This window comes from Rhodococcus spelaei (genome assembly GCF_006704125.1).
GTDB classification, from domain to species: Bacteria; Actinomycetota; Actinomycetes; order Mycobacteriales; family Mycobacteriaceae; genus Rhodococcus_G; species Rhodococcus_G spelaei.
Genome location: NZ_VIGH01000008.1, coordinates 175878 through 192946 on the forward strand (window position 1 = coordinate 175878; position 17069 = coordinate 192946).

A 17069-nucleotide genomic window follows, 5' to 3' on the forward strand; every position below is an offset into this window, starting at 1 on the left:
GAAGTGTGGTGGTGGTGAGGGCCGCTCGGGACGAGTGTCCGGTTCTCAGCCAAGTGCCGACCTGATCCGTGCGGCGTAGTCGGCGGACTCCGTCGCGTCGGCGTACCGGGTCCGCGGCCAGAAGAATCCGCGGAGCCCGTCGCCCTTGGTGCGCGGGACGATGTGCACGTGCAGGTGCGGGACACTCTGGGAGACCACGTTGTTCATCGCCACGAAGGACCCCTCGGCGCCGAGTCCGGCGACCACGGCGGCGGAAAGTCGTTGCGCGGCAGCGAAGACCGGCGTCACCAGGTCGGCCGGGAGGTCTGCGAGAGTCGCGACGTGCGTGCGCGGCACCAGGAGGGTGTGGCCCTTGAACACCGGTCGGCGGTCGAGGAAGGCGAGCGTGTCGGCGTCCTCGAACACGACGTCGGCACCCGCCGGGTCGGCGACCAGAGCGCAGAACCCGCAGTCGGTGCTCACGTTGCCGCGGCGGACAGCAGTTGCTCGGACGGCGCCCGCAGGGATTCGACGTCCGTCCAGCCCAGCACCCGCAGACCGGCATCGGCGAGCAGCGCCGGCGAGTCGACACCACCGGGCGCGGACCCTTCGGTCTCGGTGTCCCACACCGTTTCGGCATCACTGCGCTCGTTGATCACGGTCTCCACGATGCGGAACGGCAGGCCTGCGCGACCGGCTGCATCGCCGGCGCCGAGCTGATCGAGCACGGCCGCCGACAACGCCTCGTACTGCACACACAGGAGTTGGCGTTCGCGACGGAACCGGGCGAACCGCTCGGTGCGCAGCTCGGGCAGCAGGCAGAGGGCACCGAGGTTCCACCGGCCCGACATCAGCTGGCCGCTGTCGAACAGGATCAACGCATACAACCGGACCGCCGCCGACTCGTCGCGGCCGGCCAGCCGGTTCGCCAGCTCCAACGGTGCGGAGACCGTCTTCTCCAGCAGTGCGGCAAGGATGTGGTCCTTGGTCGAGAAGTGGTGGTAGAGCGAGGCCTGACGGACCCCGACCACCTCGGCGATCTGCCGCGTCGAGGTGGACGCGAACCCCCGGGTGGTGAACAGTTCCGCGGCGGCGTCGAGGATCTCGGCCTGCGCGGTCGGCCCCGGTCGTCGCTGCTTGGTCAGTCGGGGGCGTCCGGGGCCTGCGGTGGTCACCTGTCGATCCTGCCACCAGTGGGGCGCGATGGACGGCATCGTGTGGCGTCAGCCCTCGATTGCCGGCCAGGTCGGTGCAATGTTCCACGGGTACGCGGCCTCGAGCTGTGATGCGACCCGCAGCAACAGATCCTCCCGGCCGTGGGCCGCGACGAGCTGCGCGCCGAGCGGCAGGCCGTTCGAGTCCGTTCCCAGCGGCAGCGAGATCGCCGGCTGCCCTGTGCAGTTGAACGGGGAGGTCATCGCGGAGAAGTCGCCGGCGTGCTTCCACATGGCCTCGAGATCCATGCTGTCGAGCACTCCCAGCGGCGGCGTGGGTCGCCCCAGGGTCGGGGTGAGGAGAAGGTCGTACCCGGTGAAGAACTGCCCGATCTGCCGGCCCGCACGCTCGAGTTCGGTGTAGGCGAACGCGAGGTCGGTGGCGCTGGCCTGGCCCTTGCAGCGTTCGTACTGCACCCGTGCCATGGTCTCGAGATCGTCGTCCCGCAGCGGCCGTCCCAACTCGGCGAGCCGCTGATCGATCTCGACCGACATCGATGACGCCATCAGGTACTGAATCGCCGCGATCAACGCGTCGTACGGGAAGTCCGGCGCCGCGGTCTCGACGCGATGCCCCAACTTCTCGAGCATGATTCCGACGTCCGACGCGACAGCCGCACAGTCGGGGTGCACGGGATCCCCGGACGGCATCGTCGTGGTCAGTCCGATGCGCAGCGTGCCGGGATCGGCACCGACTTCCTCGGCGTAGGGGCGGGCCGGCGATGCGATGCCGAACGCGGCGCCCACCGCGGGCCCACACGTCAGGTCCAGCAGCAGTGCGGTGTCGCGGACGCTGCGGGTGAGTGCATGCTGCACCGCCATAGGGGAGGCCATCGGCGACGCGGACGGCATCCGACCACGGGACGGCTTGAGACCCACCAATCCGTTGGCCGACGACGGGATGCGGATCGAACCGCCACCGTCGCTGCCGTGGGCCGCCGGAGTGATGCCCACCGCGACCGCCGCACCCGCTCCACCCGACGACCCGCCCGCACTGTGGGTGAGGCGGTGCGGATTGCGTGTCGGACCGAACAGCACCGGTTCGGTGCTCGCGTTCTGGCCGAACTCTGGGGTGTTCGTCTTGCCGATCACGACGAGGCCCGCCCGCCGGTACCGGGAGACGAGTTTGCTGTCTTGCTGCGCGATCCGGCCCGCGAACATCCGGGAACCGTTGGTGGTCGGCAGTCCCGCCACGTCGGCCCCGAGGTCCTTGATCAGGAACGGGATTCCACGCAACGGACCGTCCGGCAGACCGTCGTCCACCTCGGCGAGCGCGGCCTCCCCACGCTCGCACACCACCGCGTTGACGGTGGGATTGCGTTCCTCGAGGCGGTGCAGCGCGAACTCGACGACCTCGCGGGCCGACACCTCGCCGTCGCGGATCGCGGCCGCGAGGCCCGTCATGTCCTGGTTGTCGAACAGGCTTTCCATGCAATCCTCCGTGTGGTCGTCCGACGGCGAGCGATTCCGCACGTGGACGTCAGGTCAGGCGTTGTGGCAAGCGAAGCGGTGGAGATCGGCGCCCCCGAGGAGCAGTTCTCGTCGGTACGCAACGTGGCGACCACAACGTAAGACATTCTTCTTTGTCGCGCAATACCCGAACTGAAGCCCAAATGGATTGCAGTACTGGAAGATAGCGGATCCGCATACCGCGGCGGTGATCACAATCGGCGCTCGCGTAGGGGGCGCATCCCGCTCGGTGGGACCGGTTGTTCGCCCCGTTCGAGCTGCTCGCACTGGTGCCGGAGCCGGATCTGGGCGAGCACGTCGAACGCCTCCACGAGTGTCGATGCGTCGTCGTCGGGCAGCACCCCGGCCGCGGCCGCCGCCCGCGGCCGCGCGGGGGTCGCTGCGTCCGCCAATCCGCCTCGGGCCGTGCGAACCTCGGCCGCGAGGCCAGTGCGCCCGGCTCGTTCTCGCTCGCCGAGCACGAGCGGTTCCTGGCCGACAATGCGGATTCGATTGCCGGGTTCCGCGCGACGCAGGTCGCGGCCTTCGCGGCCGAACGGGACGCCTGGGCGATGGCGGGTGAGTTCGCCAAGAGTGCGGGAAGCGAGGCGGCCTGACCGCCGCCGCGGCGGCAGGCCGGGATTGTCCGGGTTGCACGGGAGGGGTGAACGGGTGTTCACTCCCATGGGGTGAACGGCCGTTCACCCTGTGTTTCCCGTCTGCTCTCGGAGATGCCGCTTGTCCAGTCACTCGAAACCGTCGACCCGGGTGTCCACCGGGGTGCTCACCACGGTGCTGTGCATGTCCGGAACCCTCGTGGCACTGCAGCAGACACTGGTCATCCCGCTGCTCACCGAGTTCCCGGCGATCCTCCACATCGACTACGCGAGCGCATCCTGGCTGGTCACCATCACGCTGCTGACGGCGGCGGTCGCCACCCCGATCGTCTCTCGGCTGGCGGACATGTTCGGCAAGCGCCGCATGATGCTGGTGTCGCTGTCGACCATGGTCGTCGGGTCGGTGATCGCCGCGGTCGGCGGCACCTTCGTCACCGTCCTGATCGGCCGCGGCCTGCAAGGTCTTGCGTCCGCTCTGGTCCCGGTCGGCATCGGCATCCTGCGCGACGAACTCCCGAAGGCGAAGGTCGCCGGCGCGACGGCGATGATGAGCGCGACGCTCGGCATCGGTTCCGCACTCGGGTTGCCGCTGACCGGGTTGGTGTACCAGCACCTCGGCTGGGAAGCGGTCTTCTGGGTGTCCACGATCGCAGGCGTTGCGATGCTGGTCGCGGTGCTGGCCGTCGTCCCCGAATCGCCGGTCCGCACACCCGGCCGCTTCGACATCGGCGGCGCCGTGCTGCTGTCCGTCGCGCTGGCGGCACTGTTGCTGGCGATCTCGAAGGGCGGCACGTGGGGCTGGCTGAGCGAGCCGACGATCCTGGCGCTGGTCGTCGCGATCGTGGCCTTCGCGATCTGGTTCCCGTTCGAGCTGCGCGTCAACCAACCGATGGTGGACCTGCGCACGTCAGCGCGGAGGCCGGTCTTGCTGACCAACATCGCCGCGCTGCTCGTGGGAATCTCCATGTACGCCAACATGATGTCGACAACCCAGCAGTTGGAGATGACCGAGGCCACCGGCTACGGGCACGGGCTGTCGGTGCTCGTCGCGGGACTGTGCATGATGCCGGGCGGCCTGATGATGGTGGTCGTGGCACCGATCGCCGGACGGCTGACCGGACGGATCGGCGCGAAGTACACACTGCTGATCGGCACGATCGTGCTCGCCGCCGCATACACCGCGCGCATCTTCCTGACCGGCTCGGTGCCCCTGATCGTCCTCGGCTCGATGTTGGTGACCTCCGGCACCGCCATCGCCTACGCGACCATGCCGATGCTGATCATGGGCTCGGTGCCGATCACCGAGACCGCATCGGCGAACGGACTCAACGCCCTGCTGCGGTCGGTCGGCACATCCGTGTCCAGCGCGGTGATCTCGGCGATCCTGACCACGATCACGATGGACGTGGCGGGACACGAGCTGCCGTCGCTCGGCGCGTTCCAGGTCGTCTTCGGGATGGCGGCCATGGCCGCGCTCGCGGGCACCGTGGTCGCCGCGTACATCCCGCGCGCCACCGCTGCTGCTGCGTCCGCTGCACCGACGGTCCCGGTCACGCCCGCCGAGGAGGAGGTTCCCTCCGAACTCGTGGTCACCGGCTCGGTGCTGCGGGCCGACCTGGCGCCGATCCGGCAGGCGGTGATCACGGTACTGCGCACCACGGGGGAGCCGGTCGACTGGAGTCGGGCCGACAACACCGGGGAGTTCTCCGTGGTGCTGCCGGCGCCGGGTCCGTACCTGGTGGTCGCCAGTGCGGACGGATGGGCGTCGCAGTCGCAGGTGCTCGACTTCGACGGCTCCGACTCCCGGCAGTCCGTGGTCCTGGCGCAGCGGCTGAGGCTGACCGGCCGCGTGACGGAGTCGGGGGTGCCGTGCCCGGACGCGGTGGTCAGCCTGGTCCAGGCGACGGGGGAGTACGTGGCATCGACGGTCACCGGCAGGGATGGGCGCTACGAGCTCGCGCAGCCGCCGACCGGTCGCTACCTGATCACCGTGCTCGGCAGCGACCGGTGCACCGTGACGCGGCCGCTCCTCGTCCTCGCCCGGCCCGAAGAAGTCGACCTCGACCTGGCCGAGGACGTCGTGCCGGTCGCACACCATGTCGCCGCGCCGGTCGTGGCGAGGTGAGCTCGCCGTCCACCCGTGACGCCGTCATCGCCGCCGCCCGTGACCTGTTCGCGCGGCGGGGGTACACCGCGACGACGATCAAGGACATTGCCGCCGCGGCCGGATGTTCGCCGGCACTGGTGATGAAGCTGATGGGCAGCAAGGCGGGTCTTCTCGCCGCGGCGGACCCGTCGGAACCGACGATCACCGATGAGCTCGGTGCCCGGGAACCGGTGGGACACGGCCTGGTTCGCCGCCTCGTCGAACGTCGCGACACCGATGCGCCCGAGCCGCTGGCGACGGTGCTGCTGCTGATCCACGAGTCCGAGGACCGCGAGGCCGCGCGGGCGGACTATCACCAGCGTTACGTCGCCGCGATCGCAGACCGGATCGGCGACACCTCCGCGAGCAAGGTCCGTTCGCAGTTGGTCCTCGCCGTGCTGCTCGGCCTGGCGGGTGGCACGCGGACGATGGGTCTGCTCGGCACCGACGTCATCGAGCGAGAGGAGCTGATCGAACGGTACGGGGCGCTGGTGCAGGCGATCGTGGACGGCGCGGACGGGCCGTGAGCGCTGACGTGTGAACCGGTCAGGTGGGTGCCCGGGGATCGTCCGAGGTGTAGGCCAATTCGTCGATTCGTCGGGCAATGCGTTGTAGGTTCTGCCTCGGCACAGCGACGAGATTCCGCCCGGCAGAAGGAGAAACACCCGTGCAGATAGACGTCCAACTCGACGGTCGGCCGGAAGACGCGGCGCGCCGCGCACGCGAACTCGTCGAACTCGGAGTGGACGGCCTGTTCACCTTCGAGGGCGCGCACGATGTGTTCGTGCCGTTGGTCGCGGCGGCGGCCGCAGTGGACGTCGACCTGATGACGAACGTCGCGATCGCGTTGCCCCGCAGCCCGATGCACCTCGCCAACACCGCCTACGACTTGCAGACCCTCAGTCGCGGCCGCTTCCGGCTCGGACTCGGATCACAGATCCGCCCGCACATCGAGAAGCGGTACGGCGCGCAATGGTCGCGCCCGGCCGCCCGCATGCGTGAAACGGTCCTGGCGATCAAGTCGATCTTCGATGCGTGGGAGGGCAATTCGCGTCTGCGGTTCGAGGGTGAGTTCACCACGCACACGTTGATGCCACCGACCTTCGATCCGGGGCCGAACCCGTACGGTCCGCCGCCGATCTGTATGGGGGCGCTCGGGCCCGTCATGACCCGAACGGCGGCCGAGGTGGCCGACGGCCTGCTGGTGATGCCGTTCAACAGCGTCCGGCACTTCCGGGAGCGGACGCTGCCGGCGGTGAGGGAGGGGCTCGAACGCGGCGGTCGTACCGCCGCGGACCTCGCGATCTACCCGCAGGTGATCGTCGGGGTCGGCCGCACACCGGAGGAGCTCGAGGCGGCATCGCGTGGCGTGCGCAGTCTGCTCGCGTTCTACGGTTCGACTCCCGCATACCGGCCGGTCCTCGAGGTCGAGGGATGGGCCGACGCGCAGCCGAAGCTGAACGCGCTGTCCAAGCAGGGCGAGTACGCCGCGATGACAGATCTGATCGACGACAGGATGCTCGCCACCCTCGCCGTGCACGGCACCCCCGAGGAGTGTGCCGCCGAGATCGTCGCCCGCTTCGGGGACCACGCCGACCGGGTGTGCTGCTACTTCCCCGGCTACCAGGTGCAGGGGCAGCACATCGCGGAGCTCGTCACGGCAGTGAAGGGGCTGGCACCGTGAGCGACGTCCTGGCCGAGATCGACGGCGGAGTCGCGACCCTCACGCTGAACCGGTCGCGGCAGCGCAACGCCTTCAGCGGTGCCATGGGCAGGCGTCTCGGTGAGCTCTACCGAGACCTCGACGCAGCCGAGGGCGTCCGCGCGTACCTCGAACACCGAGACCCCCGCTGGACCGCGCGACTGTCGACAGAATGGAAGGAATTACCGTGGGAATGAACAGCTTCGGTCCGGAGACCACCACCGCGGCTGAGCGTTCCGGGACCGTGTCCCGGGTGGTGACGGTCTCGTCCGACGCGCACCGTGCCCACGCCGCCGACCACGCCGCCGATCCGGCGACCGCGCTGTGGGTGTAGTCCGAGCAACACGTCAGCCGCTGATCGGCCAGGAGCTGAGGAGTTCACCCGCATCGGTGGCCGCGACACAGCGGGCACCGTCGCGGCCACCGGGGAGATGGCCCAGCGGGCGCCCCCGATCTCCTTGGCGGTTATTGGCTGTCGACTCGACCGATCACCACGCGATGTTGATCGGTGCCGGGTTCCACGTGCCCGAACGTTCCACGGTCGCGGTGTCGAGCTGTGCGGGTTCAGCGTTCGGGTCGATTCGCGAGTACTGCTCGAGGCTGCCCCAGTCGCGGTCCCAGTCGCCGTCGAGGTAGGTCGGGAGGGTGCGTCCAGTTGCGGTGAGGTCGATCCACCCGAGTGGGCCGCCGCCGAAGTGGTCTTGCCACAGGCTCGTCATCACCGCACCGGGTCGGTCCGGGAGGATCCGGTACTCCGGGATCTCGGCGACGCCGAGACGATGGGCGAAGGGCTGCTGGCACGGGAACTGCAGTGCCACCTCCCAGTCGATCATGGTCGGTGTGGTCGAGCCGACCAGCTCGTTGAGGGTGGTCGTCCTCGGGACCCTCGGCGGTGTCACGGCGACCCACTGGTCGGGCCGCGTGTCGCTGTCGTCCACGACCACCCGTACGGCGTTCGCCTCCCTGGGAATCCGATCGCGCGGTATCCGAAGGTTTCGCCACGAGGGCGCGGGTCCGATGTCGATGGGAAGGGCACTGCCCAGCTTCTGAACGGCGCCGTCGCCGCCCCGGACACCGTAGTCGAGTTCGACGCGCGCACCGGGGGTGATGATGCCGTCGGCGTTCACCGAGTACACGCGGCCCGCGGCGGTGATCGACACCAGGTCGCCGCCCTCGGGCAATGCGTACCAGTCCGAGGTCAACGACGCCGGGCCGCCGGCGCCGTAGGTGCCGAGTACCGGGGTGGTCGCCGGGTCGAGCCCGAAGGGCAGGGCAACGCTGCTGCCGTTGATGCCGACGGAACCTTGGCCGCCTGCCGTGCCGGCCGCGTTGCTGGACTTGGCGTCGTCGTTGTCGAGTGACTTCGCCATACCCTCGGACGCGGCCTTCTCGTCGGACGTCAAGTCGCGGGCCACCCCGTTCGGGGTGAATCCGACGTTTTCTGCGCCGAGCGCGTTCGCCGGTGCGGCAGTCAGCGGCTGCAGCATCGACGCGTTGGGATCGGTTTCGACCAGCACATCCTCCGCCAGGCCGCAGGAGTGCCCGGCGAGGGCCCCGAAGTTCGACTTGGCCAACGAGAACGACGGGTACTGCGCGACGGCGCCCTTGGTCATCGAGAGCACGAAGAACACGACCATCGCACCGGCCACGACCGTCAGCGGTGGAATCGACCACAGCCGGCCCGGGCGAGTGGACTTGTCCTCGTGGGGTTCCCGGAAGAAGCACCACGCTGCGACGAGCAGCATCACCACCGTCAGACCGAGCAGGACGGTGCCCGCGCCGTGACCGGCGATCATCACCGGCTTGTCCCACCACGGGATGCCCCACGCCGAGATGTACCACCAACTGTTGCTGCTGGTGAACGCGAGCGCGAGAACGAACAGCATCGCCGCGGCGAACAGTGCCCGGTTGCGTCGCGACCGCAGCACCAGCGGGCCCACCGCGACTGCGGTCAGGACAGCGAGCGAACCGGTTAGGCCGGCGAACACCCCGAAATGGTGGGTCCACTTGGTGGGCGTGAACATCATCAGCGCCATCGCGGCGGCGGTGATGCCGATGATCCGGCGTGACGGGCCCGCCGCGGTGCCGGGGATCCGGCCGCCGCGTCGCAGCATCACCAGCAGGCTCGAGACGATCGAGAGCACCATCACGAACACCCCGAACCGGCGGGCCAGCGATCCGTCGGCGTTGATGTTGAACAGCCACTCGTAGCGCTTGTACTCCTCGAACCAGGCGTTCGTCGGTGGAATTGTGTGCACTCGTTGCATCTCGAGGACCGCGGCGAGGGTCTGGTCGGCGAACGCCGCGACCAGGACAACGAGACCTGCCGCGGCGATCGGGCCGAGGACGGCGAGGTAGCCGACGGTCTTGGCGCGTGCCGCGACGATCTGCAGCACCGGCCGGGCGCCCGCGACGAGCGCGCCGAAGCAGATGATCCCCGACGGTCCGACGGTCACGGTGAGCGCTGCGACGAGGATCGCGACGGCGGCGGGGAGCAGGCGCCGGGTCGCGATCGCGCGTTCGACCGAGCACCACGTCAGCAGCACCCCGGCGGCGACGATCGGCTCGGGACGCAGGCCGTTGTTGTACGGCAGCCAGAAGGCGAGGAACACCAGACCGCCGGTCCACAGGGCCACCCTGTTTCGGCGGACGGCGACGCCGAGACGCGGGGCCACTTCGCGGCTGATCACCAGCCAGCAGACGATGCCCGCGATCAGGGCGGGGAGTCGAATCCACGGACTGGCGACCGACACCTTCGTCATCCACGCGAGCAGGTCGTAGTACGGGGTCCCGAACGGCGCCTCCGGGACGCCGAACCACCGGAAGTAGTTGGCCATGTAGCCCGATTCGAGCGACGACCGCGCCATCGTGAACTGGTAGCCGTCGTCGGAGGTGCTCGCGCCGATGAAGTGCCACAACGCGAGGGTCCCGACCACAACCGCGTCGATCGGCGCGAACTTCCACCACCGCGCAGGCAGGAACCGCCGCGCCCGACGACCGTCGAGCGAGTCGATCCGGTGCAGCCCGACGAGGGCGACCACCGTCGCGAGGACGGCGACGATCATCGCGACGAGCTTGACCGCGGACGGCGTCGACGTGAACCGGGTGTCGAGATCGGCGGTCACCGACAGGCCAACGGGAGCAGCGCCGTGAAGATCAGTGAATACGCCGACCATCTGCGGACGGAAGTCGCCGGTGAGAGTGGCCCCGTCGCTGCCGTCGACCGTGGTGGTGGTCTGTTCCGCGGTCGACGTCACGGTCACCGCCCGCCCCGCGAGGTCGGCGACCGGGACCGAGAGCAGGTGCTGGTCGCGTTGAACGATCTCGAATTGTGCGGATCCGCCATCCGCGCCCGCGTTGATGCGGGCGACGAGCCCGTAGCGCGCCGCGTCCGCTGAGCCCACCGGGGCGGTCGAGACGACGACACCGCCCGCCGCGGCCAACTGTTGTACCGCGGCCGCGGGAATCTTCAGGTCGAGTTCGAGCGGCGCGTACGAGACCAGCGGAGCATCAACACTGGTGAGCGAACCCGCCTGCGGCCAGGACAGTTTCGCGGTCTCCTGCTGTACCGGCAGGAACGGCACCGACACGGCGGCCAGGATCGCGAGCACCGACGCGACGGCGGCGACGACCCGGACCCTGGTCACATCCCCACGGGACACCGGGGTCGGGTCCGGTCGGTCGGACTGCGTTCGGTCGGCCACGGCACTGTCGGTCACGACGATCGATGCTAGACGGGCGGATCCGGGAAAGGTCCCAGATGGTCTTTCGCCGTGGCTCCTTGCAACGAGTGTGGGACCGCCCATGCGACCCGCTCCGTGAGTCGGCCTGTGTCCAGGTCGGTGAGCTCGGCGGCGTGCTCACGCCGACGGTCTCGACGTCCGTATTCCAGCGGTCCAGGGTGGCGGCATGTTCGACTGGGTGCGGGGCGACCGGGACTCCGGGAGTCGAACGGCGATGAGTTTCGCCGTAATTTCCCGTCTGTATCCACAGACCTTGTCACTTGGACCCGAGGAGAGCGCCATGACCGCCACCTACACCTTCGACGTCTTTTCCAGCCTCGACGGCTTCGGCGGCGTCAGCGACGGGGACTGGGGCGGCTACTGGGGCAAGCAAGGCCCCGAACTGCTCGACCATCGCCTCGGTTTGTACGAGACGGAGCAGCGGATGGTCTTCGGGGCCAACACCTATCGGGCGTTCACACAGCTGCTGGCCTCGGACACAGAGGAGTCGGTGCGCGACCCATGGGTCTCCCGGATGAGGAGTCTGCCGGCGACGGTGGTGTCGACCACCCTGCACGGACCTCTCGACTGGCCGGACGCGACCGTCGTGAGCGGTGACGCCGTCGACGTCGTCGCCCGCCTCAAGCAGGAGTCCGAGGTGCCGTTGCGCTCACACGGCAGCCTGTCGATGAACCGGGCGCTGATGGCCGCCGGCCTGGTCGACCTCATCCAGGTGACGCTCTTCCCCGTGATCACCGGTCAGACCGGTGACGACCCGATCTTCCAGGGTGCGGCCGACTTCGACCTCGAACTGATCGAGAGCCGGACCCTCGACGGTCACATCCAGGAGCTCATCTACCGACCGACTCTTCATTGACCGCCCCTGTCGGCGGCAGGTGCGTCAGCCGATCTGCTCGAACAGGGACACGATGATCCCTTCAGGCCCACGCACGTAGGCCATCTGCACGCTGTTCTCGTACTCCCCGATGCCGCCGATGAGCCCGTACCCGTCCATCGCCAACTCGTCGACGACCGCCCGGAGGTTCCCGACCTCGAACGACACGTTGCGCAGACCGAGCTCGTTGGCCATCGCGGTGGGCGATCCGGGCCGGTGGTCGGGCGTGACGAAGCTCGAGAGCTCCAGCCGGGACCCACCGCCGGGCGGCCGCAGCATGGTGATCTGACAGTGCGCGCCCGGGATGCCGCAGACGGTCTCCACGAACTCGCCCTCCACCGATCCGGTGCCCTCGACCTCGAGACCCAGTCCGACGAAGAAGGCCGTGACCGAGGCAAGGTCTGCGACGGTGATGCCGATGTGGTCGAAACGGTGCACGTGTGCCATGGGATCTGTCCTCCAACAGTTGTCTTGAGTGTCGACGCTGAGACCTCGTCGAGACCGGCCGTGATCGCCGACCGGGTGGACCCCGCGGCGCTACTCAGGCGCGCGCCCAGGGGTCGTCCGAGGTCCGGTGCCACTCGGTCGGATCCCCGTCGACGACGATGTGGTCACCACGCAGCCAGAAGGTGGCGTCGGGGTTCCAGCCGCCCAGCACGGTGGCACCTGCATGGGCGGCGAGGGGGATCGCGATCCCGGGCGTGGTGAGGTAGCCGTGCACGGTCAGGTGCACGGCGTCGTAGTCCGCCGCTACCGCAAGCCAGTCCGGAATGAACCAGTCGTGGTGTTCTCCGGTGGTGGCGTACCAGTCGGAGCGACGTGACGCCGGTACCGGCAAGGGATACGTGTCGACAAGGTGCGCCCAGGCCGCCGGACTCGTGATCTCGTAGATGCGGGGCGTGCCGTCGATTCGTACCGGCCAGACACGTGCGTTCTTGCCATCCGAGATGTCGTCCTCTTCGAGCAGCAGTTCCAGGGCGCCGAGGCCGTCCCGCGCGCGGCTGGTGACGGGTGTCCCGCCGGTGATCGGGGTGGACCACCATTCGCCGCCGATCTGCCTGTCCGGATCGTCGATCAGATACTCCCGGAACCGGCGTTCGTTGGTGAGTGCGTCCGCTCGCCACCGTTCCAGGTGGCCGTCGACTCGGCGGATCCGCAGCGGCAACTCCGACCAGCCGTGGTGGGAGTAGCGCTTCTCCACCAACCGCTGGTTGCCGAGATCGACGGGGTCCGCCCACCAGTCGGTATGGGGTGAGGCCAGGGCTGCCTGGGCGATCGGCCGCAGGGCGGCAACGATTTCCGGGCGAGCGAACATCAGGTCTTCCCTGTCCGGTGGCTGCCAGTAGCGGGCAAAGTCGGTGGCCAGGGCCAACGCGTCGAGCAGCTCGATCTCCGTCAACCGGGCGACCGCGCGGACGTCGACGTTCGCGAGGACGTCGAGGACCTGGCCGGCCGATTGCACGAGCTCATTGGGGCGCGGCTTGCCGTTGTCGGCGGCATAGCCGACGTTCGAGCAGAAGTACCGGCCGCGCGGTGAGGCGACCAGTAGCGAGACCGTGTCCATGAAGTGGAAACTAATGCACTCCAACGCGCTACCCGCGGCTATCGCTCAGGGACGCGAGCACAGGACTGCCGCCAGGTGCTCGTCGAGGCCGTCGACGGTGATCGCGTCGCTGCGGTACCCGACGTAGCTGTCGGGCCGGATCAGGTAACCGCACAGCCCGTGCGGGCGGTAGCCGGCCGCGAAGTGTCCGGCGTTGTCGCGCAGGGTGATTCCCGACGCGTCGGGCAGCGCGGCCGCCGTGAGGATGTAGGCGCGGACCTCCGGGCCGTACCGCTCCTCGACCGCTGCGGCGACGTCGCGCTGTCGCATCCACGACGCCTGGTCTGTCGCCCACAGCAGCAGGGTGTGCCCCGGGTGGCGCAGCAGTTCGTGCAGTCGCGTCCCGAACGTGGCGGTGTCCTGGCCGAGTTCGGTTGCGTCCGGCGCCCGTTCGCCGGGGAGCGGACCACCGTCCAGCGAACCGCCGGCGACGTCCTCTCCGACCAGCGGGCTGTCCGGGTAGGCGACCAGCAATTGCGCCTCGCGGGCCATGACCGATGCTGGGTCGGTGTCGTCGGCGCCGATGCCACGGCGAGCCTGTCGCACCGTGCGCCCGACCACCTCCTCGCCGACCGGGTGACGCTCGAGGTGATAGCTCTCCAGCAGGTCCTCCGCGGCGCGTCCGCGCACCGCCAGGGCCAACTTCCACCCGAGGTTCACGGCATCCTGGATGCCGGTGTTCATGCCCTGCGCGCCGGTCGGCGGGTGGATGTGCGCGGCATCGCCGGCCAGGAACACCCGACCCGCGCTGTAGCGTTCGGCCAGCCGGTGGCTGATCCGGAACACCGAGGACCAGCGCATCGTGTGCGCCATTGTCGGCTGCGGCGAGAGTCGGTCCAGGACCGCCTGCACGTGCCGCAGTTCCGGTGCCCTGCCGCCCTCGAGTCCGTGCGCGACCTCGCCGGAACCCGTTGGCGCACTGGACAGTTCGTCGGGGACGAGCATCGAGATCCGGTAGCGGCGGTCGCCGGGCAGCGGGATGCACACCAGCAGGTCGTCGGTGACACCGTCGCTCTGGTGCATCGACCTGACCCCGAACCCGGTCGGCATGCTCCAGTCCACCTCGACGTCCGCGAGCATGTACTCCTCCGGGAAGGCGTCGCCCTCGAAGCCGACACCGAGGCCCTTCCGGACCGCGCTGTGCGCGCCGTCGCAGCCGACCAGGTAGCGGGACGCGATCGTCGACCGACCGTGCGGGCCGCGGATGGTCGAGACGACGTGGTCGTCGTGCTGGTCGAACCCGGCGAACTCGAGTTCGCGGCGCGCCGACACCCCGCGCTGCGCCAGCGCGTCCGCGAGGACCCGTTCGGTCTCGTACTGGGGCAGCGCGGCGAAGCGGTACGGCACCTGGTCCGGCAGCGACAGCTCCAGCGTCGCGGTCCGGACGCCGTTGACGTACACCAGTTGTCCGCGCATGGTGGTCGCCGCGTCGAGGGCCGGTCTCGCCACCCCCATGGCGTCCCACAGTTCCAGCGTGCGCGGCTGGATGCCGACCGCCTTCGCGTACGGCGCGCGCTCGGCGAGCTTGTCGACGACGATGACGTCGACGTCGCGGCGACGCAGTTCGAGGGCGAGTGTGAGCCCGACCGGTCCGGCACCGACGATCAGGACGTCGGTGCTCGTGTGCGGAACCTTCGGATCCACAGACGAAGTCATGTCCGGAATTGTCTCAGAGCCCGCCGAGCCTGGCCAGGACTTCGATGGCGCCGTCGGCGGTGGACCACAGCGCATTCATCTCGGCTTCGGCGCCTGGCGCGGTCTGTGGATTCTGCAGGGCGAAGCCGTTGGCCAAGGTCAGCGTGTTGTATCCGCTGTCGGCGGCCCGCAGTAGCAGCTCGGACCCGACGCCGGCGCCGGTGAGCCGGTCGAGGCCCTCGCCGAGGAAGTAGAAGCGCCACAGGGGCCCGAGGTCGGCGCCGTACACCGCCTTGGTCCGGGTGACGATCGCGTCGCCGTCGGTGGCGATGGAGTCGACGATCTTGTAGAAGTCGGGCACGTTCTGCGCGGTGGTGCCGGTTGCGGCGACCGACCGGGCCAGGTCGATCGTCAGGTGCGCGTTGTATCCGGTCATCGCGACCCGCGCCGGCGACTGGGCGCAGTCGTAGGCCAGGGTGAAATAGCGTTGCCAGTCGGGTTCGATTGGCGTGCCGGTGAATTCGGCGTGCACGTTCACCAGGTAGCGCCGCAGCAGGTCAGTGCTGATCGCATGCGCCCACGCGGGCGTGGCGAACGAGGCGGGGGAGCGTTGCAGCGGCATCACCGCGGCCTGCTCGACGGCATCGAGGCCGATGCCGAACAGTCCGCGCCGGTCGTGGTGTGCGACGAGGATCTCCGCGATCCGGTGCTGACGGTCGACCTGGTCCCCGAGGCGAGCCATCGGATCGCCGGCGGTGATCGTCGTGGTGTCCGACAGTGCCGCGACGGTGGCGATCTCGGCGTCGGTCAGGGCTGTGCCGCAGGCCGAGGCCGGGACTGTGGCGCTCGCGGCGGCGGTCGGCGTGACGGCGATCGAGGCGAGCAGGGGCAGGGCGGCGACGGCGGCGAGGCGGATCGCGACCGTGCGCACGGTGGAGCGGCGTCGTCTCATCGGCGGAGTGTAGCGAGGGTCGCGGCGTCGGTCGGGGCGGTCGTCGGCGCGCACGCTTGACTTAACGTAGAACAAGTGTTCGACTCTGTGTATGCGATGGCAGGGACAGACCCTCGACGCCGTGCAGTCCCAGATCGACGACGGTGCTCTCCCCGGCCTGGCGCGCGTCGGCCTCGTGCGCAGCGTACAGACTCCCGAGTTCGAGGGGATCACCTTCCACGAGGTGCTGTGCAAGTCGGCCCTGAACAAGGTGCCGGAGGAGTCGGCACTGCCGTTCCGCTTCACCGTCAACGCCTTTCGCGGTTGCTCGCACGCCTGTCGCTACTGCTTCGCTCGACCGACACACGAGTACCTCGAGCTGGATGCGGGCCGCGACTTCGACAGTCAGGTCGTGGTGAAGACCAACATCGCGGCGGTGCTGCGCCGCGAGCTGGCGAAGCGGTCCTGGAAGCGCGAACCGGTCGCGCTCGGCACCAACACCGACCCGTACCAACGGGCGGAGGGCCGATACCGGTTGATGCCCGGGATCATCGGTGCCCTCGCGGAATCCGGCACCCCGTTCTCCATCCTCACCAAGGGCACGCTGCTGCGACGCGACCTGCCGCTGCTGACCCTGGCCGCCCGGCAGGTCGACGTCGGGATCGGGGTGTCGCTCGCCATCCACGACCCGGACCTGCAGAAGGCAATCGAGCCCGGGACGCCGTCGCCGCGGGCTCGGCTCGAGCTGATCCGCGCGATCACCGACGCCGGTTTCGACTGCAATGTGATGGTGGCCCCGGTGATTCCGTACCTGACCGACTCGACGCGACACCTCGACGAGTTGCTCGGTGCGATTTCCGAGGCGGGCGCGACCGGGGTCACGGTGTTCCCGATGCACCTGCGCGGCAGTACCCGGGGCTGGTTCCTGAACTGGCTGGCCGAGGAGCATCCGGCACTGATCCGCCGGTACCGGCAGCTCTACGGCCGCGGCGCCTACGTGACACCCGAGTACAAGCAGTGGTTGCGCGGCCGGGTGGCGCCGCTGGTCGAGAAGTACGGCCTCGGTGGCAGTTCCGACCACCGGCACGAGGCCGCGCCTGCGCCGGTGCGCGAGCTCGTCGGCGCGGGCGCCGCCCCTGCACTCACCCTGTTCTGACGCAGGACTCCTCACGGCAC

The 17069-nt window shown here is 69.3% G+C and carries 16 protein-coding genes; 7 read left to right on the forward strand and 9 right to left on the reverse strand.

Going from position 1 to position 17069, the window contains the following annotated elements:
- Nucleotides 1-45 precede the first annotated feature (45 nt).
- The 4 genes from FK531_RS17850 to FK531_RS23010 all read right to left on the reverse strand — a co-directional run bounded on the left by FK531_RS17850 (nucleotide 46) and on the right by FK531_RS23010 (nucleotide 3328).
- Entirely contained in the window at nucleotides 46-462 is a 417-nt protein-coding gene (locus FK531_RS17850) for an HIT family protein (RefSeq protein ID WP_142101702.1), read from the reverse strand.
- Nucleotides 459-1154, reverse strand: coding sequence for a TetR/AcrR family transcriptional regulator (locus FK531_RS17855; RefSeq protein WP_142101704.1), 696 nt, complete (start codon nucleotides 1152-1154; stop codon nucleotides 459-461). The genes FK531_RS17850 and FK531_RS17855 overlap by 4 nt, the downstream gene beginning before the upstream one ends.
- Nucleotides 1155-1202: 48 nt before the next feature.
- Entirely contained in the window at nucleotides 1203-2624 is a 1422-nt protein-coding gene (locus tag FK531_RS17860) for an amidase (RefSeq protein WP_142101707.1), read from the reverse strand.
- 230 nt (nucleotides 2625-2854) lie between these two features.
- Nucleotides 2855-3328 (reverse strand): putative nucleotidyltransferase substrate binding domain-containing protein, encoded by a 474-nt coding sequence (locus FK531_RS23010; protein ID WP_142101709.1) that lies wholly within the window; start codon nucleotides 3326-3328, stop codon nucleotides 2855-2857.
- Between the two features lie 52 nt (nucleotides 3329-3380).
- Between FK531_RS23010 and FK531_RS17870 the strand changes: the two genes are divergently transcribed.
- The 5 genes from FK531_RS17870 (at nucleotide 3381) to FK531_RS22465 (ending at nucleotide 7441) form a co-directional block, all read left to right on the forward strand.
- Nucleotides 3381-5384, forward strand: coding sequence for an MFS transporter (locus FK531_RS17870; RefSeq protein ID WP_246098243.1), 2004 nt, complete (start codon nucleotides 3381-3383; stop codon nucleotides 5382-5384).
- Entirely contained in the window at nucleotides 5381-5932 is a 552-nt protein-coding gene (locus tag FK531_RS17875) for a TetR/AcrR family transcriptional regulator (RefSeq protein ID WP_142101711.1), read from the forward strand. The genes FK531_RS17870 and FK531_RS17875 overlap by 4 nt, the downstream gene beginning before the upstream one ends.
- A gap of 140 nt (nucleotides 5933-6072) precedes the next feature.
- On the forward strand, nucleotides 6073-7089 hold the full coding sequence (locus tag FK531_RS17880; RefSeq protein WP_142101713.1) for a TIGR03617 family F420-dependent LLM class oxidoreductase: 1017 nt from the start codon (nucleotides 6073-6075) through the stop codon (nucleotides 7087-7089).
- Complete coding sequence (locus FK531_RS17885) at nucleotides 7086-7304, forward strand: enoyl-CoA hydratase/isomerase family protein (RefSeq protein ID WP_142101715.1); 219 nt, start codon at nucleotides 7086-7088, stop codon at nucleotides 7302-7304. The genes FK531_RS17880 and FK531_RS17885 overlap by 4 nt, the downstream gene beginning before the upstream one ends.
- Nucleotides 7295-7441 (forward strand): hypothetical protein, encoded by a 147-nt coding sequence (locus tag FK531_RS22465; RefSeq protein WP_181763022.1) that lies wholly within the window; start codon nucleotides 7295-7297, stop codon nucleotides 7439-7441. Before FK531_RS17885 ends, FK531_RS22465 begins: the two co-directional genes overlap by 10 nt.
- Nucleotides 7442-7595: 154 nt before the next feature.
- Here the strand turns inward: FK531_RS22465 and FK531_RS17890 are convergent, their stop codons facing one another.
- The gene (locus tag FK531_RS17890; RefSeq protein ID WP_435531062.1) at nucleotides 7596-10826 is read right to left on the reverse strand and encodes an arabinosyltransferase domain-containing protein; all 3231 of its coding nucleotides are present in this window, start codon (nucleotides 10824-10826) and stop codon (nucleotides 7596-7598) included.
- Between the two features lie 304 nt (nucleotides 10827-11130).
- On the opposite strand from FK531_RS17890, the gene FK531_RS17895 reads away from it, so the two are divergent.
- On the forward strand, nucleotides 11131-11706 hold the full coding sequence (locus FK531_RS17895; protein WP_142101719.1) for a dihydrofolate reductase family protein: 576 nt from the start codon (nucleotides 11131-11133) through the stop codon (nucleotides 11704-11706).
- Nucleotides 11707-11730: 24 nt separating this feature from the next.
- Here FK531_RS17895 and FK531_RS17900 read toward each other — a convergent pair whose 3' ends face one another.
- From FK531_RS17900 to FK531_RS17915, 4 genes are all read right to left on the reverse strand, one after another.
- Entirely contained in the window at nucleotides 11731-12171 is a 441-nt protein-coding gene (locus FK531_RS17900) for a VOC family protein (protein ID WP_142101721.1), read from the reverse strand.
- Between the two features lie 94 nt (nucleotides 12172-12265).
- Nucleotides 12266-13288, reverse strand: coding sequence for a hypothetical protein (locus FK531_RS17905; protein ID WP_142101723.1), 1023 nt, complete (start codon nucleotides 13286-13288; stop codon nucleotides 12266-12268).
- Nucleotides 13289-13333: 45 nt separating this feature from the next.
- The gene (locus FK531_RS17910; RefSeq protein ID WP_142101725.1) at nucleotides 13334-14983 is read right to left on the reverse strand and encodes an FAD-dependent monooxygenase; all 1650 of its coding nucleotides are present in this window, start codon (nucleotides 14981-14983) and stop codon (nucleotides 13334-13336) included.
- A 13-nt stretch (nucleotides 14984-14996) separates the two neighbouring features.
- Nucleotides 14997-15914, reverse strand: coding sequence for a DUF5995 family protein (locus FK531_RS17915; RefSeq protein WP_142101727.1), 918 nt, complete (start codon nucleotides 15912-15914; stop codon nucleotides 14997-14999).
- 91 nt (nucleotides 15915-16005) lie between these two features.
- Here FK531_RS17915 and FK531_RS17920 point away from each other — a divergent pair, with 91 nt between their 5' ends.
- Nucleotides 16006-17049 (forward strand): Rv2578c family radical SAM protein, encoded by a 1044-nt coding sequence (locus FK531_RS17920; RefSeq protein WP_142101729.1) that lies wholly within the window; start codon nucleotides 16006-16008, stop codon nucleotides 17047-17049.
- Nucleotides 17050-17069 lie beyond the last annotated feature (20 nt).

Coding starts and splice junctions, on each gene's coding strand:
- FK531_RS17900 (WP_142101721.1), bottom strand. CDS start 12,171: ATGGCACACGTGCACCGTTTCGACCACATCGGCATCACCGTCGCAGAC.
- FK531_RS23010 (WP_142101709.1), bottom strand. CDS start 3,328: ATGGGAGTGAACACCCGTTCACCCCTCCCGTGCAACCCGGACAATCCC.
- FK531_RS17860 (WP_142101707.1), bottom strand. CDS start 2,624: ATGGAAAGCCTGTTCGACAACCAGGACATGACGGGCCTCGCGGCCGCG.
- FK531_RS17905 (WP_142101723.1), bottom strand. CDS start 13,288: ATGGACACGGTCTCGCTACTGGTCGCCTCACCGCGCGGCCGGTACTTC.
- FK531_RS17920 (WP_142101729.1), top strand. CDS start 16,006: ATGCGATGGCAGGGACAGACCCTCGACGCCGTGCAGTCCCAGATCGAC.
- FK531_RS17915 (WP_142101727.1), bottom strand. CDS start 15,914: ATGAGACGACGCCGCTCCACCGTGCGCACGGTCGCGATCCGCCTCGCC.
- FK531_RS17910 (WP_142101725.1), bottom strand. CDS start 14,983: ATGACTTCGTCTGTGGATCCGAAGGTTCCGCACACGAGCACCGACGTC.
- FK531_RS17895 (WP_142101719.1), top strand. CDS start 11,131: ATGACCGCCACCTACACCTTCGACGTCTTTTCCAGCCTCGACGGCTTC.